Origin of the sequence: Pseudomonas sp. Q11, from assembly GCF_024494355.1 — a bacterium.
Classification (GTDB): Bacteria; Pseudomonadota; Gammaproteobacteria; order Pseudomonadales; family Pseudomonadaceae; genus Aquipseudomonas; species Aquipseudomonas hefeiensis.
Window position 1 is genome coordinate 131,916 of sequence record NZ_JAKNQY010000008.1, and the last position, 17,862, is coordinate 149,777.

At 59.7% G+C, this 17,862-nt stretch carries 16 protein-coding genes; 9 read left to right on the forward strand and 7 right to left on the reverse strand.

Annotated elements, in window-relative coordinates:
* Nucleotides 1-28 precede the first annotated feature (28 nt).
* Both MA884_RS11295 and MA884_RS11300 read left to right on the forward strand, forming a co-directional pair.
* Nucleotides 29-1,156, forward strand: coding sequence for an FAD-binding oxidoreductase (locus MA884_RS11295; RefSeq protein ID WP_256230599.1), 1,128 nt, complete (start codon nt 29-31; stop codon nt 1,154-1,156).
* An 88-nt stretch (nt 1,157-1,244) separates the two neighbouring features.
* The gene (locus MA884_RS11300; RefSeq protein ID WP_256230600.1) at nt 1,245-1,871 is read left to right on the forward strand and encodes a transcriptional regulator; all 627 of its coding nucleotides are present in this window, start codon (nt 1,245-1,247) and stop codon (nt 1,869-1,871) included.
* Between the two features lie 127 nt (nt 1,872-1,998).
* Here MA884_RS11300 and MA884_RS11305 read toward each other — a convergent pair whose 3' ends face one another.
* The 6 genes from MA884_RS11305 to MA884_RS11330 all read right to left on the reverse strand — a co-directional run bounded on the left by MA884_RS11305 (nt 1,999) and on the right by MA884_RS11330 (nt 7,317).
* Complete coding sequence (locus MA884_RS11305; protein ID WP_256230602.1) at nt 1,999-2,775, reverse strand: ABC transporter substrate-binding protein; 777 nt, start codon at nt 2,773-2,775, stop codon at nt 1,999-2,001.
* Between the two features lie 271 nt (nt 2,776-3,046).
* On the reverse strand, nt 3,047-3,499 hold the full coding sequence (moaE, locus tag MA884_RS11310; protein WP_256230603.1) for a molybdopterin synthase catalytic subunit MoaE: 453 nt from the start codon (nt 3,497-3,499) through the stop codon (nt 3,047-3,049).
* 3 nt (nt 3,500-3,502) lie between these two features.
* Complete coding sequence (locus tag MA884_RS11315) at nt 3,503-3,745, reverse strand: MoaD/ThiS family protein (protein WP_256230604.1); 243 nt, start codon at nt 3,743-3,745, stop codon at nt 3,503-3,505.
* Nucleotides 3,742-4,215 carry a cyclic pyranopterin monophosphate synthase MoaC gene (gene moaC / locus MA884_RS11320; protein WP_076383624.1) on the reverse strand — a complete coding sequence of 158 codons (474 nt, stop codon included), beginning with the start codon at nt 4,213-4,215 and terminating at the stop codon, nt 3,742-3,744. The genes MA884_RS11315 and moaC overlap by 4 nt, the downstream gene beginning before the upstream one ends.
* A 246-nt stretch (nt 4,216-4,461) precedes the next feature.
* Complete coding sequence (locus MA884_RS11325) at nt 4,462-5,856, reverse strand: PhoH family protein (protein WP_256230605.1); 1,395 nt, start codon at nt 5,854-5,856, stop codon at nt 4,462-4,464.
* A gap of 336 nt (nt 5,857-6,192) precedes the next feature.
* The gene (locus MA884_RS11330; protein WP_256230606.1) at nt 6,193-7,317 is read right to left on the reverse strand and encodes a polysaccharide deacetylase family protein; all 1,125 of its coding nucleotides are present in this window, start codon (nt 7,315-7,317) and stop codon (nt 6,193-6,195) included.
* Nucleotides 7,318-7,529: 212 nt separating this feature from the next.
* On the opposite strand from MA884_RS11330, the gene yaaA reads away from it, so the two are divergent.
* Nucleotides 7,530-8,309, forward strand: coding sequence for a peroxide stress protein YaaA (gene yaaA, locus MA884_RS11335; protein WP_256230608.1), 780 nt, complete (start codon nt 7,530-7,532; stop codon nt 8,307-8,309).
* Nucleotides 8,310-8,387: 78 nt separating this feature from the next.
* On the opposite strand, the gene MA884_RS11340 is transcribed toward yaaA, so the two are convergent.
* Nucleotides 8,388-8,648: a hypothetical protein gene (locus MA884_RS11340; RefSeq protein WP_256230609.1), complete on the reverse strand. Its 261-nt coding sequence runs from the start codon at nt 8,646-8,648 to the stop codon at nt 8,388-8,390.
* Nucleotides 8,649-9,119: 471 nt separating this feature from the next.
* On the opposite strand from MA884_RS11340, the gene MA884_RS11345 reads away from it, so the two are divergent.
* The 6 genes from MA884_RS11345 (at nt 9,120) to algG (ending at nt 17,854) form a co-directional block, all read left to right on the forward strand.
* Nucleotides 9,120-10,436: a nucleotide sugar dehydrogenase gene (locus MA884_RS11345; RefSeq protein WP_256230610.1), complete on the forward strand. Its 1,317-nt coding sequence runs from the start codon at nt 9,120-9,122 to the stop codon at nt 10,434-10,436.
* 101 nt (nt 10,437-10,537) lie between these two features.
* Nucleotides 10,538-12,019 (forward strand): mannuronan synthase, encoded by a 1,482-nt coding sequence (gene alg8, locus MA884_RS11350; RefSeq protein WP_371134763.1) that lies wholly within the window; start codon nt 10,538-10,540, stop codon nt 12,017-12,019.
* Between the two features lie 35 nt (nt 12,020-12,054).
* The gene (locus tag MA884_RS11355; RefSeq protein WP_256230611.1) at nt 12,055-13,224 is read left to right on the forward strand and encodes an alginate biosynthesis protein Alg44; all 1,170 of its coding nucleotides are present in this window, start codon (nt 12,055-12,057) and stop codon (nt 13,222-13,224) included.
* Nucleotides 13,225-13,239: 15 nt separating this feature from the next.
* Nucleotides 13,240-14,745: an alginate biosynthesis TPR repeat lipoprotein AlgK gene (algK, locus tag MA884_RS11360; RefSeq protein ID WP_256230613.1), complete on the forward strand. Its 1,506-nt coding sequence runs from the start codon at nt 13,240-13,242 to the stop codon at nt 14,743-14,745.
* 5 nt (nt 14,746-14,750) lie between these two features.
* On the forward strand, nt 14,751-16,235 hold the full coding sequence (locus tag MA884_RS11365; protein WP_256230651.1) for an alginate export family protein: 1,485 nt from the start codon (nt 14,751-14,753) through the stop codon (nt 16,233-16,235).
* Nucleotides 16,236-16,261: 26 nt separating this feature from the next.
* Nucleotides 16,262-17,854, forward strand: a complete 1,593-nt coding sequence (gene algG / locus MA884_RS11370; RefSeq protein ID WP_256230614.1) for a mannuronan 5-epimerase AlgG — start codon at nt 16,262-16,264, stop codon at nt 17,852-17,854.
* Nucleotides 17,855-17,862: the final 8 nt, after the last annotated feature.

The following is a 17,862-nucleotide window of genomic DNA, read 5'->3' on the forward strand; positions in this document are numbered from 1 at the left end:
CCGGCACCGCGCTCCATAGGAGAGCTTCATGACCTCAGCAGACTTCATCATCATCGGCGGTGGCATCGCCGGTGCTTCCACCGGTTACTGGCTGGCGCCCCACGGTCGGGTCATTGTGCTCGAGCGTGAATCCCATCCGGGCTACCACTCCACAGGGCGTTCGGCGGCGCTGTACACCGCCGCCTATGGCACGCCTCAGGTGCGGGCGCTGACCCAGGCCAGCCGTGAGTTTTTCGACACCCCGCCGGTTGGTTTCTGCGAACACCCGCTGCTCACCCCTCGGGGCGAAATGACCGTGGATTTCACCGGCGATCCGATCGAGTTGAACAATCAATACCTCAGCGCCAAGGCCACGGTGCCGCAGATGCAACTACTCAGCGCCGAAGAGGCCTGTGTGCGCCTGCCTATCCTGCGGCGGGACAAGGTGCACGGTGCAATCTACGACCCCACTGCCTGTGACATCGACACCGATGCGCTGCACCAAGGCTACCTGCGCGGTATTCGGCGCAACGGCGGTCAGGTGCATACCGACAGTGAAGTGCTGGGCCTGAGCCGCGACGATCAGGGAATGTGGCAGGTGAAAACCGCCAGCCAGACCTTCAGCGCTCCGGTGCTGATCAACGCAGCCGGCGCCTGGGCCGATCACATTGGCGAAATGGCAGGCGCGCGCAAGCTGGGCCTGCAACCCAAGCGGCGTGCGGCGTTCATTTTCGCCGGCCCCGAGGACGTTGACATTCATGACTGGCCGATGCTGGTGAGCCTCGACGAATCCTTTTATATGAAGCCCGACGCCGGCATGTTCCTCGGCTCGCCGGCGAATGCCGATCCGGTGGAACCTCACGATGTACAGCCTGAAGAACTGGACATTGCCATGGGCATCTACCAGATCGAAGAAGCCACCACCCTGACCATCCGCCGCCCGACACGCACTTGGGCCGGGCTGCGCAGTTTCGTCCACGACGGCGACCTCTTGTCCGGCTTCGATCCTCAGATACCGGGGTTGTTCTGGGTCGCGGCTCAAGGCGGCTACGGCATCCAGACCTCTCCAGCCATGGGTCAGGCCAGCGCGGCCCTGGTACGCGGCGAGCCATTGCCCGAGACCTTGACCCGTTTCGGCCTGAACACCACCCTGCTGTCACCGACACGTTTGGGTTGACCCCACTCAGGTGACGCATCGCCACGATTGCGGCACACTCCCCCGCGCCCCTGCTTCACGGGGCGCCGACGCTGCCTGGAGCCCTGTCATGAACGCCCCGCAACCCGACCCGACACTGGATAATTTTCGCACCATCGCCGAAGCCATCGCCACGCTGTTCTACCCTCACGCCGAGGTGGTGCTGCACGACCTGCGCACGCAGAAAGTCGATTACATCGCCAATAATCTATCCAAGCGCGTGATTGGTGATGACTCGTCCCTGGAGGACATGCTCAGCGAGGACGTCAGCGAACGAAACATCGGGCCCTACGAGAAACTGAATTGGGATGGGCAGAAGATCCGCAGCCTCAGCAGCGTACTGCGTGATGCCGGGGGGCACCCACTGGCGGTGTTGTGCATCAATCTGAATATTTCGCTATTCGAGAACGCCAAGGCCGCGCTGGACCTGTTCCTTGCACCGGGCAAGTTGATCCCGCAGCCGGACTCACTGTTTCGCGATGACTGGCAGGAGCGGATCAACACCTTCCTCCACGCCTGGATGCGCGAACGCCAGTTGAGCCTGAACCTGCTGACCCGCGACCATAAACGCGAACTGGTGCTGGCGCTGCACGCCGAAGGCGCCTTCAAGGGCAAAAGCGCCTCCAACTATGTCGCCAATGTGCTGAACATGGGCCGGGCGACGGTTTACAAGCATTTGAAGGAGTTGAAGGGCTGAGGTTTTGGGTTGCCTTCGCTGACGCCATCGCGAGCAGGCTCGCTCCCACATTTGATCTCATTGCACACAGATATCGTGTACGACGCAAATCCCGTGTGGGAGCGAGCCTGCTCGCGATAACGATCAATCAGTCGCCATAGATATCCGACTTGAAATACTTGGCCTGAATCTTCTGGTACTCACCATTGGCCCGAATCCCGTCGATGGCCTTGTTCAAGTCCGCCACAAGTTCGGTATTGCCCTTGCGCACCGCGATACCTGCGCCTTCACCGACGTATTTCGGGTCCTTGAGCTCCGGTCCGACGAACGCGTAGCCCTTGCCTCGCGGCATCGACAGGAAATCGTCTAGTGGGATGGTGTCGGCGAATATCGCGTCCAGGCGACCGGACGCCAGGTCCATGTAGATTTCTTCGTTGTTGCTGTAGCGCTTGACCGTCACGCCCTTGGGTTCGAACACCTCCGTGGCGAAACGATCGGTGGTGGTGGCCCGCTGCACGCCCACGGTCTTGCCTTTGAGACTGGCGTATTGATCATCGACCACCGCGCCTTCCTTCATGACCAGCCGCGACGAGGTGAAGTAGTACTTGTGAGTAAAATCCACCGACTTCTTACGTTCTTCGGTGATGGTCATGGACGACAGCGCCATGTCGATTTTCTTCACCTTGAGCGACGGAATCAGCCCGTCAAACTCACTCTCGATCCACTGGCACTTGACCTTCATCTGCGCGCACAGCGCATTGCCGATGTCGTAGTCGAAACCCTCGATCTTCCCTTCGGAGGTCTTGGAAGCAAACGGTGGATAGGCCGCTTCGATGCCGATGCGCAAGGTTTTCTCGGCGGCGAACAGGCTGCTGGAGGCCAGCAGGCTCAAGGCCAGGCCGGTGATGAGGGGGAGTTTTTTCATGATCAATCTCTCGCGGGTTGTTGTTGGTTTGGCAGAGAAAGGTGAAACGACGGACTTTTATGTACTTATAAATCCATACTGGACTTTAATGTACATATCGTCAATTGGGGAAACCGGGAAATTGATGGGAGGCTGATGGCCTCATCGCGAGCAGGCTCGCTCCCACAGGGGGCCTGCGTCGAACACACATGTTATGCACAACAAAGAACCACTGTGGGAGCGAGCCTGCTCGCGATGGCGGCCTAACGACCCATGAAAAACTGCAGGTTATCTACTGCTTCCAGCGCCCCGCCGCCGCATGATCGCTGTCGCGCCCTTCCACCCACCGCGGGCCATCCACGGTGTTTTCCTTTTTCCAGAACGGCGCACGGGTCTTGAGGTAGTCCATGACAAAGGCGCAGGCATCGAATGCTGCCTGGCGATGGGCGCTGGCGGCCGCCACGAAGACGATCGGTTCGCCCGGTTCCAGGGCACCGATGCGGTGCAGGACTTCCAGCTTGAGCAACGGCCAGCGCTGCTCGGCCTCGGCGGCGATCTTGCCCAAGGCTTTTTCAGTCATGCCCGGGTAGTGCTCCAGAAACATCCCGGACACCTCGAGGCCGTCATTGAAGTCACGCACGTAGCCGACAAAACTCACCACCGCCCCCACACCGACATTGGCCGCGTGCATCGCGTTGACTTCGCCCCCTGCGTCGAACGGATCGGCCTGCACACGAATCGCCATGGCTCAGCCTCCGGTCACGGTGGGAAAGAATGCGACTTCGTCGCCGTCGGCCAGCGGCTCGTCGAGCTGGCACAGGTCTTCGTTGCGGGCGCACATCAGGTTTTGTTCTTTCAATACATCGAAACCTTCACGCGCGGCCAACAACATCCGCACATCGTCCACCGTGGAGAAATCGCCCTCGACCTTCTGCGAGTCAACGCCCAACGCTTCGCGGTAACGCGCAAAAAACTTCACGGTGATATTCATGGCGCATCCGCCTGGAAGTGGCCGCTCTTGCCGCCGAGTTTCTCCAGCACCCGCACACCTTCGATGGTCATGCCCCGGTCCACCGCCTTGCACATGTCGTAAATCGTCAGCGCGGCGACGCTGGCGGCGGTGAGCGCTTCCATCTCCACCCCGGTCTGCCCCGACAGTTTGCAACGGGCAACGATGCGCACCCGGTCCTCGCCTTCGGCATTGAGCTCGACCTTGACGCTGGTGAGCATCAACGGATGGCAGAGCGGAATCAGATCACTGGTTTTTTTCGCCGCCTGAATACCGGCAATCCGCGCAACGGCGAACACATCGCCTTTGGGGTGACCGCCGCTGACGATCATCTGCAGCGTTTCGGGCAGCATGCGCACAAAGGCTTCGGCTGTGGCTTCACGGAACGTCACGGCCTTGTCGGTCACGTCGACCATGTTGGCGCGACCTTGGGAATCGAGATGAGTCAGCACAGGGTTACTCCTGATCGGGAGCATCGATTGTAAACCTGTGAGTCAGATTCCGGCAGGGTTGATTGTCGCACCTAAGAATTTGCAAACACTGCAGATCCTTTGTGGGAGCGAGCCTGCTCGCGAAAGCGGTGTTTCAGATAAAAATATTTGGCTGACACACCGCATTCGCGAGCAGGCTCGCTCCCACAGGGTTATGTGGTGCATAGAAGAACCGGGCGACCTGGTGGTCGCCCGGCTTGGCTGGGGTTACAGATGCGATTCGGCGTATTCGGCCAGGATCGAGCGCGGCACGCCCTGCAGGGTGATGTGGACCCCATTGGGGAAGTCTTTGAAGCGTTCGGTCAGGTAGGTCAGCCCGGAACTGGTCGCGGACAGGTAAGGGGTGTCGATCTGTGCCAGGTTGCCCAGGCACACCACTTTGGAACCGGCGCCGGCACGGGTGATGATGGTTTTCATCTGGTGCGGGGTGAGGTTCTGGCACTCGTCGATCAGGATCAGGCTCTGCTGGAAGCTGCGACCGCGAATGTAGTTGAGGGATTTGAACTGCAACGGCACTTTGCTGAGGATGTAGTCAACGCTGCCATGGGTGCTTTCGTCATCCATGTGCAAGGCTTCGAGGTTGTCGGTAATGGCGCCCAGCCAAGGCTCCATTTTTTCCGCTTCGGTGCCGGGCAAAAAGCCGATTTCCTGGTCCAGGCCCTGCACGCTACGGGTGGCGATGATGCGCCGGTAGCGCTTGCTGACCATGGTCTGTTCGATGGCGGCAGCCAGGGCGAGGATGGTCTTGCCGGAACCGGCGGCGCCAGACAGGTTGACCAGATGGATATCCGGGTCGAGCAAGGCGAACAGGGCCAGGCTCTGGTAGATGTCCCGCGGTTTGAGGCCCCAGGCTTCCTGATGCAGCAGGGGTTCCTGGTGCAAATCAAGAATCAGCAGCTTGTCGACCTGGATTTCCTTGATCCAGCCGACGAAACCCTGTTCGTCGATGATGAACTCATTGATGTGCACCGCCGGCAGATTGTCGATCAACTGCACCTGGTGCCAGGTGCGACCATGGTCCTGACGGGTCTCGACCTTGCTCACCCGGTCCCAGAAGGAGCCGGTCATGGTGTGATAGCCGTTGGGCAGCAGCGACACGTCGTCGACCAGTTGGTCGGTGCTGTAGTCCTCCGCCGCGATCCCGCAGGCGCGGGCCTTGAGGCGCATGTTGATGTCTTTGGTCACCAGCACTACGGCCTGATCCTGATTGCGCGCGTGCAGGTCGATCAACTGGTTGATGATGATGTTGTCGTTCAGGTGTTCGGGCAGCACCAGGTTGGGTTCGGTGCGTTTGCTCATCAGGATCGAGAGCAGGCCTTTGGGACCACTTTTGCCACGCTGGATCGGCACGCCCAGTTCAACGTCCTCAGGCGACGCGTCTCCCAGGGTCTTGTCGATCAGGCGGATCGCCTGCCGGCACTCGGCGGCGACGCTGTGATGCCCGCTCTTGAGCTTGTCCAGCTCCTCGAGCACGGTCATCGGGATGGCAACATGGTGTTCTTCGAAGTTCAGGAGTGCGTTTGGATCGTGGATCAATACGTTGGTATCGAGTACATACAGGATTGGCTGGTTGGAGAAAGGGCTACGTCCGTGGTCATCCATACTCGGTCACCTTTTTGGGGGCCATTCGACGCAATACCGTGACAGTGCTGCGCCTCGAGGTAGCCACCGAACTCACCCGCAAGGGCTTGAGGTGAACTGCACACAACTGGGTCTTGGAAGACGCCACCTGTGTTGCAGGTTTCGGCGGTCTGACTTCTTGATACTCCAAAACACATGACAGGAAAAAGCACTTTGACGCTTTTTTGAAGTTTATTTTTCAGAGTGACGAATAACCCTTGGCGTTGCGCCGTCGCGCCGTTAAAGTCGGAAGTCCGGTCGTCATGAAAGCGCGCCGAATTTTCCTCCTCCCCCCGTGTTTCCGGGCCTTTGGCCAAATCAGCGAAACGCGGCCCGACAATCTTCCCAGCCGATCCCGCTTTGCGCCGTTTGCGTAATGAGCCACGGTAGCGCCGTTTTCACTGCATCCTGCTTGACGTTGAAATTGATCACGCCGTGGCGCCACAACAGCATCAGGGTCAGTGTGCGCTGGGCGCTTTGCTCGGGTTTGAGCCGGCCGGCGCTGTCCTGGGGATCGATATCCCAGAGCGCCACTTGCAGCCCCTGGTTGCGGAAAAATGCGCCGGCATCGCCACGCCGCTGGCCCTGGGGCGGGCGGAACAGTGGCGCGTAGTTTTCCGGCAGCTTGCCCTTGACCAGATCAACACTGCGCCGCACCGAGTCCTGCCAGTCCTGCCAATGGCTGTGGGAGCGGAACTCCCAACCCTGGACACCGACGCATTGCCTCGAATACAAGGCCTGGAGGTTGTTGACCGAGCGCTCTGCGAGCCGCGCCTGGATGTCCTTGCCCAGCACGAAGAAGGTGCCGTTCATGTTCGACTTACGCAGGTACTCAGTCAGCCATGGGGTGTTGTCCGGGGTGATGTTGGCAGCGCTGTCGAAGGTCAGCAGAAACAGCCGGTCGTTCAGATCATCACCGTTGCGCTCGTAATCACCGAAACGCGCGATTTCGCTGCTGGTTTGCGGAAACAGCGCGGCCTTGCGCAACAACTCGTCCAGGTATTGAGTGTGGAAGATCCGGCTCGGCTCGGCCCACTTGATGTAATAGGAGTTTTCATCGAGCGAGAGCCTGCCCGCCTCTTCGCGCAGGGTCGCCAGGTCTTCCACCAGAAAACAGAACGAAGCATCCTGGTCGCAGCTTTGCTGGGCGAAGTTGTAGCTGCTCAGCAGTCGCTGCCACAACCGCGCGCGAAGGGTATTGATCGCCGCCATATTGATTGTGCGTAGCCCCAGGTGCTGCTTGAGGGCGATTTCGTCCATGGCATCGGTGTCCAGCAAGACCCGGGCAAACATCAGGATCTCGGCTCGCGAGGCCACGTCGAACAAGGTCGGGCTGGTGAGCTGCTCCGGCCAGGTGCTGCGGTCCAGGGTGGCGATGTCGCTGGGCGCGGCAATGGCCGCGAAACTCAGGAGCCAGGCCGACAATAGAAGAACGATATGCAAAAGGGATGTCTCCATAACGAAACCCGCGCCGCATCATAGCCGATCCTGGCGTAATACCCTTGTGATCAGAGGACTCTGTGGAGCAAGGCTTACTCCCCTCCTTCGCCACGAATGCCCGTCAATACTCGCCCATCCATCACCTATCACCCCAATAGCTGGAGTCCACCCGGACAACCCCCTAGAATCGCCGCACCTTTGAAGGAGATGATTGCATGCTGATGGTGATTTCCCCCGCCAAGACCCTCGATTACGAAACTGCGCCGGCCACTGAGCGTTTTACCCAGCCGCAATACCTGGATCATTCCCAGGAATTGATCGAGCAATTACGCGAACTCTCCCCGGCACAGATCAGCGAACTGATGCACGTTTCCGACAAGATCGGCGGCCTCAATGCCGCACGGTTCGGCAGTTGGACCCCGGCGTTCACCCCGGCCAATGCCAAGCAGGCACTGCTGGCCTTCAAGGGTGATGTGTACACCGGTCTGGATGCGCAAAGCTTTACCGAAGCCAACTTCGATTACGCCCAGCAGCACCTGCGCATGCTCTCCGGGCTTTATGGCTTGCTGCGCCCATTGGACCTGATGCAACCCTATCGCCTGGAGATGGGCACGAAGCTGGCCAATGCCCGGGGCAAGGACCTCTATGCTTTCTGGGGCAGCCGGATCAGTGAGTGGCTGAACGAAGCGCTGGCCGACCAGGGCGACGACATACTGTTGAACCTGGCCTCCAATGAATACTTCTCGGCGGTCAAACGCAGCGCCCTCAAAGCGCGCGTCATTGATACCGAGTTCAAGGACCTGAAGAACGGCCAGTACAAAATCATCAGTTTCTACGCCAAGAAAGCCCGCGGCCTGATGAGTCGCTTTGTGATTCAGGAACGCATCAACGACCCGGCGGCGCTCAAACAGTTCGATGCCCAGGGCTACCGTTTCAATGCACCACAGTCGAGCCCGGACAAACTGGTTTTCCTGCGCGACCATGCCTCCGAATAAAGCACAACTTTCTTTTGCCCCCTGATTGGGGGCTTTGATCAAACCCGAGCGCATCATCTAACTTCCCCACCCACTTCGTCAGTTCCATGACGCCAATAAATCGACCCTCCCCTGCGCTAACTTTTGTTTCACTCGACACACGTCAGTTTTTTGCGTAGTGGCACCAAATTTTTTATTGGGTAGTGGCACAAAAACATCCACCCCTCTTAACTCCCCGTTAATAAAGGTCAATCGGGCAAGTGCCATCATGATGAGGTCAGTGCCATCTTTCATAATATTTCGAAAAATTTCGAAAATGGCGATGAGCGGATCGGAACTATGTCCAAATGCACGGCTCATACCACCCGTAACGATTCTCGCCGTGGTTGTACGAGATAACTTACGCGGGACGTCGATCGAAGTAATCAAGTTGTCACGACAACTTAGCGAAACGGTCGTCTCATTGGATCCACCCTATAAGGACGGGAGATAACGCACCATTAGTATCCCCTACAAGGCCAAGGCTGCGCCCCTATAACGTGCTCACCCGAGCACACAAGCTTCTGATTTTGTGGGCTTTTTGCCAGGGATCAGAGGTGAAAGACCTTTGCACGAGCGTTCCCGAAAACGAGGACTGGCTGCATAACAGGGCAGGTCATAACAACTAGGCCACATTGCGCACAACTTGAGTGCACTTATTTAGACACTCGGAACTTAGTATGCCTGCACACGGCATTGTGGCGCCTGCATTCCACACTTCCGAGTGCACTATGACCGCTGAACACTATTAACTCCGGCCATTTAGTGGCGTGAAAAACAGAGGGAAATGCGATGCGCATTAGCATATTTGGTTTGGGTTACGTCGGTGCAGTATGTGCCGGTTGCCTGTCTGCACGGGGCCATGATGTCGTTGGCGTAGATGTCGCCAAAGACAAAATCGACATGATCAACTCCGGCAAATCGCCGATCGTTGAACCCGGTCTTGGCGAGCTGTTGGCGCAAGGTATTGAAACAGGTCGCCTGCGCGGCACCACCAACTTCGCCGAAGCGATTCGGGACACTGACCTGTCGATGATTTGCGTCGGTACACCGAGTAAAAAGAACGGCGATCTGGAACTGAACTACATCGAAGCGGTGTGCCGCGAGATCGGTTTTGTCCTGCGTGACAAGACCACCCGCCACACCATCGTGGTTCGCAGTACCGTACTGCCGGGCACCGTGGCGAACGTGGTCATCCCGATCCTGGAAGACTGCTCCGGCAAGAAAGCCGGTGTCGATTTCGGCGTCGCGGTCAACCCTGAGTTCCTGCGTGAAAGCACCGCGATCAAGGACTACGACCTGCCTCCGATGACCGTCATTGGCGAGTTCGATAAAGCCTCGGGTGACGTTCTGCAATCGCTGTACGAAGAGCTCGATGCGCCGATCATCCGCAAGGACATCGCTGTCGCCGAGATGATCAAGTACACCTGCAACGTCTGGCACGCCACCAAGGTGACCTTCGCCAACGAGATCGGCAACATCGCCAAGGCTGTCGGCGTCGATGGCCGTGAAGTGATGGATGTGGTCTGCCAGGACAAGACCCTCAACCTGTCCCAGTACTACATGCGCCCAGGCTTCGCTTTCGGTGGCTCGTGCCTGCCCAAGGACGTTCGCGCCCTGACCTACCGCGCAAGCTCGCTGGACGTGGAAGCGCCGTTGCTCAACTCGCTGATGCGCAGCAACGAATCCCAGGTGCAGAACGCCTTCGACATCGTTTCCAGCCACGACAAGCGCAAAGTCGCCCTGTTGGGCCTGAGCTTCAAGGCCGGCACCGACGACCTGCGTGAAAGCCCGTTGGTTGAGCTGGCGGAAATGCTGATCGGTAAGGGCTTCGACCTGAAAATCTACGACAGCAATGTCGAATACGCCCGCGTCCACGGTGCGAACAAGGATTACATCGAGTCGAAGATCCCTCACGTCTCGTCCTTGCTCAACTCCGATTTCGACTCGGTGATCGATAGCTCCGACATCATCATCCTGGGCAACCGCGACGAGAAGTTCCGCGCGCTGACCGAGAACGTACCGGAAGGCAAGCAGGTCATCGACTTGGTTGGCTTCATGTCCAAGGCCACCAACCCGAGTGGCCGGACCGAAGGCATCTGCTGGTAAGTCTGTTTGCCGGCCGGGGCAAGGCCCTGGCCGGCCTTTCGCCTGCCTTAACCCATCGGGCCGCCCACAAGGCCCGCCCGAGATAGAGACGGATGCAGATTATGCACAGGCTAAAGCACGGCCTGCTTCAGGCCGCCGGTTGGCTGTTTTACTTGAGTTTATTGATGGGCATCGCCATGGCGTTGCCCACGTCCACGTTCGACGCCGAATCCAAGGATTTCATTTTCCTGATCGGCGCCGTGGGCATCTGGCGTTACTCCATGGGAGCGACGCATTTCGTGCGCGGCATGATCTTTCTGTACATCGTCTACCCGCATCTGCGCCGCAAGGTACGCAAGCTGGGCAAGGCCGCGGATCCGTCCCACGTGTACCTGATGGTCACCAGCTTCCGGATCGATGCACTGACCACCGCCCAGGTCTACAGCTCGGTGATTCGCGAGGCCATCGACTGTGGGCTGCCCACCACCGTGGTCTGCTCCATCGTGGAAATGTCCGACGAACTGCTGGTCAAGAGCCTTTGGGCCCGCATGAACCCGCCAGAGCACGTCAAGCTGGACTTCGTGCGCATTCCCGGCACCGGCAAGCGTGACGGCCTGGCCTTCGGTTTCCGCGCCATCTCCCGCCACTTGCCGGACGACCGTGCCGTGGTCGCCGTGATCGATGGCGATACCGTGCTCGCCGAAGGCGTGGTGCGCAAGACCGTACCGTGGTTCCAGCTGTTCGGTAACGTCGGCGGCCTGACCACCAACGAGTTCTGCGAAGTGCGCGGCGGCTACATCATGAGCGAATGGCACAAACTGCGTTTCGCCCAGCGCCACATCAACATGTGCTCCATGGCCCTGTCCAAGCGTGTGCTGACCATGACCGGCCGCATGTCGGTGTTCCGCGCCACCGTGGTCACCAACCCGGACTTCATCGCTGACGTGGAAAGCGACTCGCTGCAACACTGGCGCCTTGGCCGCTTCAAGTTTCTCACCGGCGACGACAAATCGAGCTGGTTCAGCCTGATGCGCCTGGGCTACGACACGTTCTACGTACCTGATGCTGCGATCAACACCGTCGAGCACCCACCGGAAAAAAGCTTCATCAAGGCCAGTCGCAAGCTGATGTTCCGCTGGTATGGCAACAACCTGCGGCAGAACTCCCGGGCACTGGGCCTGGGCATGAAGCGTCTGGGCCTGTTCACCTCGGTGGTGCTGTTCGACCAGCGAGTGTCGATGTGGACCTCGCTGCTGGGCCTGACCGTGGCACTGATTGCCAGCTTCAAGTACGGCACCGCGTTCATCCTGGTGTACCTGCTGTGGATCGGCATCACCCGGTTGCTCTTGACCCTGTTGCTGTCGTGCTCCGGACACCGGATCGGTCCGGCCTACCCGGCGATTCTCTATTACAACCAGATCGTTGGGGCGCTGGTGAAGATCTACGTGTTCTTCCGCCTCGACCAACAGTCCTGGACTCGCCAGCCCACCCATCTGACCCGTGATCTCGCCAGCTTTCAACGTTGGTTCAACACTTGGTCGTCTCGGACCATGACCTTCTCCGCCGGCAGCGTTTTCGTTGCCGTGCTGCTGATGATGGTCTGACCGAACTCGCCTGAATTAACTAGGAAATCGCCCCTATGAACACCGCCGTGAATGTCAACGTAGTGCATGAATCCGAAGCCCAGCGCCAACACGCCCGAGTGAAAATCCCGGCCAAATTGCGTTTCTTCGGTCCCGACCGTACCCCCATGGAAGTCAAGGTCCTGGACCTGTCCGCCGGAGGCCTGTGCTTCAACGCCGGCCAGATGCCGCTCAAGGTCGGCGAAGCGTACAAGGGTCGCCTGCAATTCGTGATCGACAACCTTGGCCTGGCCATGGACGTTGAACTGCAGGTTCGCTCCTACGACCGCCAGACCGGTCGTACCGGTTGCCAGTTCCAGAATTTGGAGCCTCGGGACATCTCGACGCTGCGTCACATCATCACCTCGCACCTGGCCGGCGACATCGTCGGCGTCGGCGATGTGCTGGCGACCTTGCAACGCGACAACTTCACCAAGGCGCGCAAGCAGAAGGATGACAACGGTGGCATGACCGCCCTGGGTCGCCTGCGGGCCGTGACCTTCAGCCTGGCGATTTTTATCGTCGGCCTGGCGGCGTTCGGCTTCATCTTCAAGTCGGTGTACGGCATGTACTTCGTCAGCCACGCCCAGGCGGGCCTGGTGAATGTAACCGGCATGTCCATCACCATGCCGCGCGACGGCACCGTGCAGAGCCTGGTCCAGGCCGACGGCGTAGCCGCCAAAGGTGCCCCGCTGGCCACCTTCAGCACCAGCATGCTCGATGTGCTCAAGGGCCATCTGGACGACAACCAGTTGCAACCGGCCAAGGTCGAGGAACTGTTTGGCAAGCAAATGACCGGCACCCTGACCTCGCCGTGCGACTGCATCGTGGCCCAGCAACTGGTGTCCGACGGTCAGTACGCCAGCAAGGGTGACGTGATCTTCCAACTGGTGCCGCGTAACAGCGAAGCCAACGTCGAAGCACGCTTCTCCTATCGCCAGTTCGGCGATGTGCGCCCAGGCACCCCGGTCAGCTTCCAGGTCGCCGGCGAAGATGCCGTCCGTACCGGCAAGATCGTCAGCAGCACCAGCCTGAAAAGTGCCGACCTGTCCTCCGATATCCGTGTACTGATCCAGCCTGACGAACCTCTGGACAGCTCGCTGGCTGGCCGGCCGGTAGAAGTCACCAGCGACCGTGGCCCGAACCTGAACTGGCTGATCGACAAAGCCATGGCTGTCGGTATTTAAGTCGAGGATATGCCCGTGACCATTACAAAAATCCTGAACACACCGCAGTTTCTGTGGGAGCGGGCTTGCTCGCGAAAGGATCAACGCGGTCTTACCGTGGCACCGCAGCGCCTGCTTCGCGAGCAAGCCCGCTCCCACAGAGGGTTTGCATTTTGTGCACTGGCGCTGGCAATCGGCCTCAGCGGCTGTGCCGGCCTGCCCGACCAGCGCTTGGCCAACGAGGCCCTCAAGCGCGGTGACACGACGCTGGCGCAGCAGAACTATCAGCAACTGGCCAACCTGGGTTACAGCGAAGCCCAGGTCGGCCTGGCCGATATTCAGGTCAACAGCCGCGATCCCGAGCAGATGAAAAAAGCCGAGGCGACTTACCGCGCCGCGGCCGATATTTCGCCGCGCGCTCAGGCTCGCCTGGGTCGCCTGCTGGTGGCCAAACCCGGCTCCAGCGAAGCTGAAAAACACGAAGCCGAAGGGTTGCTGAAGAAAGCCTTTGCCAACGGCCAAGGCAACACCTTGATCCCGCTGGCGATGCTGTACCTGCAATACCCTCAAAGTTTTCCAAACGTGAACGCTCAGCAGCAGATCAACCAATGGCGCAGTGCCGGTTACCCGGAAGCGGGCCTGGCGCAGATTCTGCTCTATCGCACCCAGGGCACCTACGACCAGCATCTGGATGAAGTGGAAAAAGTCTGCAAGGCCGCGTTGGCCACCACCGACATCTGCTACGTCGAACTGGCCACGGTCTATCAGAAACGCGGCCAGCCTGAACAGCAGGCCGAGTTGCTCAAGCACATGCAGGCCGGTCACCAGAGTGGCGTCGTGTCCGCCCAGCGCGTGGACAGCGTCGCCCGCGTCCTGGCCGATGCGAGCCTGGGCAAGACCGACGAAAAGACCGCCCAGTCGTTGCTCGAAGACATCGCCCCTGGCTATCCCGCTGCCTGGGTCAGCCTGGCGCAGATTCTCTACGACTTCCCCGAGTTGGGTGACGTCGACAAGATGATGCAGTACTTGGAAAACGGCCGCGCCGCCGATCAGCCACGTGCCGATCTGTTGCTGGGCAAGCTGTACTACGAAGGCAAATGGGTGCCGGCGGACGCCAAGGTCGCCGAAGCGCATTTCCAGAAAGCCGTTGGCCGCGAAGTGGCCGCCGATTACTACCTCGGCCAGATCTATCGCCGCGGTTACCTGGGCCAGGTGTACTCGCAAAAAGCCCTGGACCATCTGCTCAAGGCCGCCCGCAACGGCCAGAACAGCGCGGACTTCGCCATTGCCCAGTTGTTCTCCCAAGGCAAGGGCACCAAGCCCGACCCGGTCAATGCCTATGTGTTCAGTCAATTGGCCAAGGTCCAGAACACCCCGCAAGCCATCGAGCTTGCCCAGACCCTCGAGACCCAATTACCGCCGAACCAGCTTGCACAAGCCCAGCGCCTGCTACAACAAGAGCAGGCCATTCGCGGCGCCATGAGCCCCGATACGCTGGAACTGCAAGCCCTAAAAGAAGATGACGGCGAGGAACCTCTATGAAGCCTTTGAAGCTCAATCCTTTTGTGCAGGCCGGCATTGGCCTGACGTTCGCCCTGCTGTGGTCGTGTCCGACCCTGGCGGCCCTGACCGATGACCAGAACTTCGGCCTGGACGTGAAAATCACCGGCCAGTCCGAAGACGACCGAGACCTGGGCACCCAGCGTGGGGGCGACGTCAACGGTGTCGGTCTGGACCTGCGTCCATGGATCTACGGTGAGCGCGGTGCCTGGAGCGCCTACGCCATGGCCCAGGCTGTGACGTCTACCGACACCATCGAGACCGACACCCTGCAGCAGTCCGATGACACGACCGCGCGAACCGACAGCGGTGATCGCGAAGTCAAGAAGAACTACCTGGCCATGCGCGAATTCTGGATTGGCTATCGGGGCCTGACCCCTTACCCGGGCGAGCAGTTGAAGTTCGGTCGCCAACGCCTGCGCAACGAAGACGGCCAATGGCGCGACACCAATATCGAAGCCTTGAACTGGACCTTCGACACCACCTTGTTACGGGCCAACCTGGGTGTCGCCGAGCGTTTCAGCGAATACCGCACCGATCTCAAGGAATTGGCGCCTGACGACAAGGATCGCCTGCACGTCTACGGCGACGTGGGCTACCAGTGGATGCCAGGCCAGTGGGCCGGGATCCGTGCCCACCACACCCACGACAATGGCAGCCTCGATTACCCGACCCCGGGCGAAGCCACCGACTCCCTGGACAAGACCCAGAACGGTGACCTGTCCTGGCTGGGCCTGGAAGCCAACAGTGACGCCTACAACTGGCGGAACACCAACACCATCAACTACTGGGCCAGCCTGACCGGCATGACTGGCGATCGCGACACCGTCAACCCGCTCAACGCCGACGGCACGCGCCCCACGCAACTCAAGCGCAGTGACGACGTCGATGGCTGGGCCACCGACCTGGGCATCCGTCTGCGCCTGGATCCGCAGTGGCAAGTCGGTGCGGCCTATGCCCGCGCCAGCGAGGACTACGAACAGAACGGTCTGCAAAGCAACCGCTCGAACTACACCGGCACCCGCTCGCGCGTCCACCGTTTTGGTGAAGCCTTCCGGGGCGAAATGGCCAACACCCAGAGCGCCAGCCTGTTCGGTTCCTGGCAGTTGCGCGACGAATACGACGCAAGCCTGGTGTACCACAAGTTCTGGCGCGTGGACGGCAACAAGCCTGTGGGCAGTAACGGCATCAACGCGGTGGAAAACAACACCGACGATGTGACCGGCGCGATCCTGTCCACCTCGTCCCTGCCACTGCGCGACGGTAACAAGGACCTGGGCCAGGAAGTCGACCTTGTGCTCACCAAGTACTTCAAGCAAGGCCTGCTGCCGGCCGCGCTGAGCCAGTCCATCGACGAGCCGTCAGCGCTGGTGCGCTTTCGTGGCGGCGTGTTCAAGCCAGGCGACGCCTACGGCAAAGAGGTCGATTCATACATGCATCGCGCCTTTGTCGACGTGATCTGGCGCTTCTGATGCGAATGACCATGGGAGTGCCCGATATGAACCGCTACCTCAGGAACAGCCAGGCGATGAAAGGTTCGATCAGCCTGTTGGCCGCAGCGATGCTGCTGGCCGGCTCGTCGGCGTTCGCCAACGTTGAACCGGTGGCCAAGCCGGGCAACGTGGTCAAGGAACTGCAGCAGGCCAAGACCTACACCGTCAGCAGCGCGCCGACCGCTCCGCTGGAACTGGCTGCGCCGACCCTGCCCGACCTCACCGGCTTCACCGCCGAAGCGGTCGCGGCCAAGATCGTGCGCAGCAAGCCCGGCAAGGTCAGCGTGCGCCGGATGATGCAGGAAAACGCCTTGAAGGACTTCATCGGCGGCGACAACAAGATGGCCGAGTGGGTGGTGCGCCAACGTGGCATCCCACAGGCCATCTTCATCGACGATGGCTACATGAACCTCAAGGACCTGGCCAAGAAAGTGCCCAAGCAGTACCTCAAGGAAACCTCGCCAGGTGTGTTCCTGGCCAGGATTCCGATTGTGGTGGGTGAAAAAGGCATCCTCGAAATCGACAAGCAGACCCAGGAGCTGCGCCTGTCCCAAGAGGGCGGCTCCTTCCTGGTCAACGATGGAAAGATGTTCATCCGCGACACCAAGGTCACCGGCTGGCGCGAAAAGGACAATGGCCCCGCCACGTTCCGCTCGGCCAACGAGTTCCGTCCGTTCCTGCTGTCCTGGGGCGGCACCGAGACCTACATCGTCAACACCAAGATGGCGAGCTTCGGCTACGCCAACAGTAAGTCGTACGGGGTCAGTATTTCCCAGTACACGCCCAACATGGCCAAGGTCCTCAAGCGCCCGGAACCGACCGGCTGGATCATCGGCTCCGAGTTCTCGGACATGTGGTACGGCTTCTACTGCTACGAAACCAACGACTTTGTGGTCAAGGGCAACACCTACAAGGACAACATCGTCTACGGCATTGACCCCCACGACCGTTCCCATCGACTGATCATCGCCGACAACACCGTCTACGGGACCAAGAAAAAGCACGGGATCATTATTTCCCGCGAGGTCAACGACAGCTTCATTTTCAACAACCGCAGCTACGACAACAAACTCTCGGGCCTGGTGATCGACCGTAACAGCGTGAACAACCTGATCGCCTACAACGAGATCTACAAGAACCACACCGACGGCATCACGCTTTACGAGAGTGGTGACAACCTGTTGTGGGGCAACAAAGTGATCAGCAACCGGCGCCACGGCATCCGGATTCGTAACAGCGTGAACATCCGCCTTTACGAAAACGTGTCCATGGCCAACGGCCTGACCGGTCTTTACGGCCACATCAAGGATCTGTCCGACACCGACCGGGACATCAAGCTCGACCCGTTCGACGCCCAGGTCTCGCTGATCGTGGTCGGCGGCGAACTGGCCGCCAACGGCAGCGGCCCATTGTCCATCGACTCACCGTTGAGCGTTGAGCTGTACCGCGTGTCTATGCTCGCGCCGACCAAATCCAGCGGCATCAGCTTCTCGGGGATCCTGGGCGAGCGCCAGGATGAAATTCTCGACCTGCTGGTGCGCCAGCAGAAAGCCGTGCTGATCGACCCTGTCGAACGCCAGACCGAATTGCGGGACTGAGGATGACC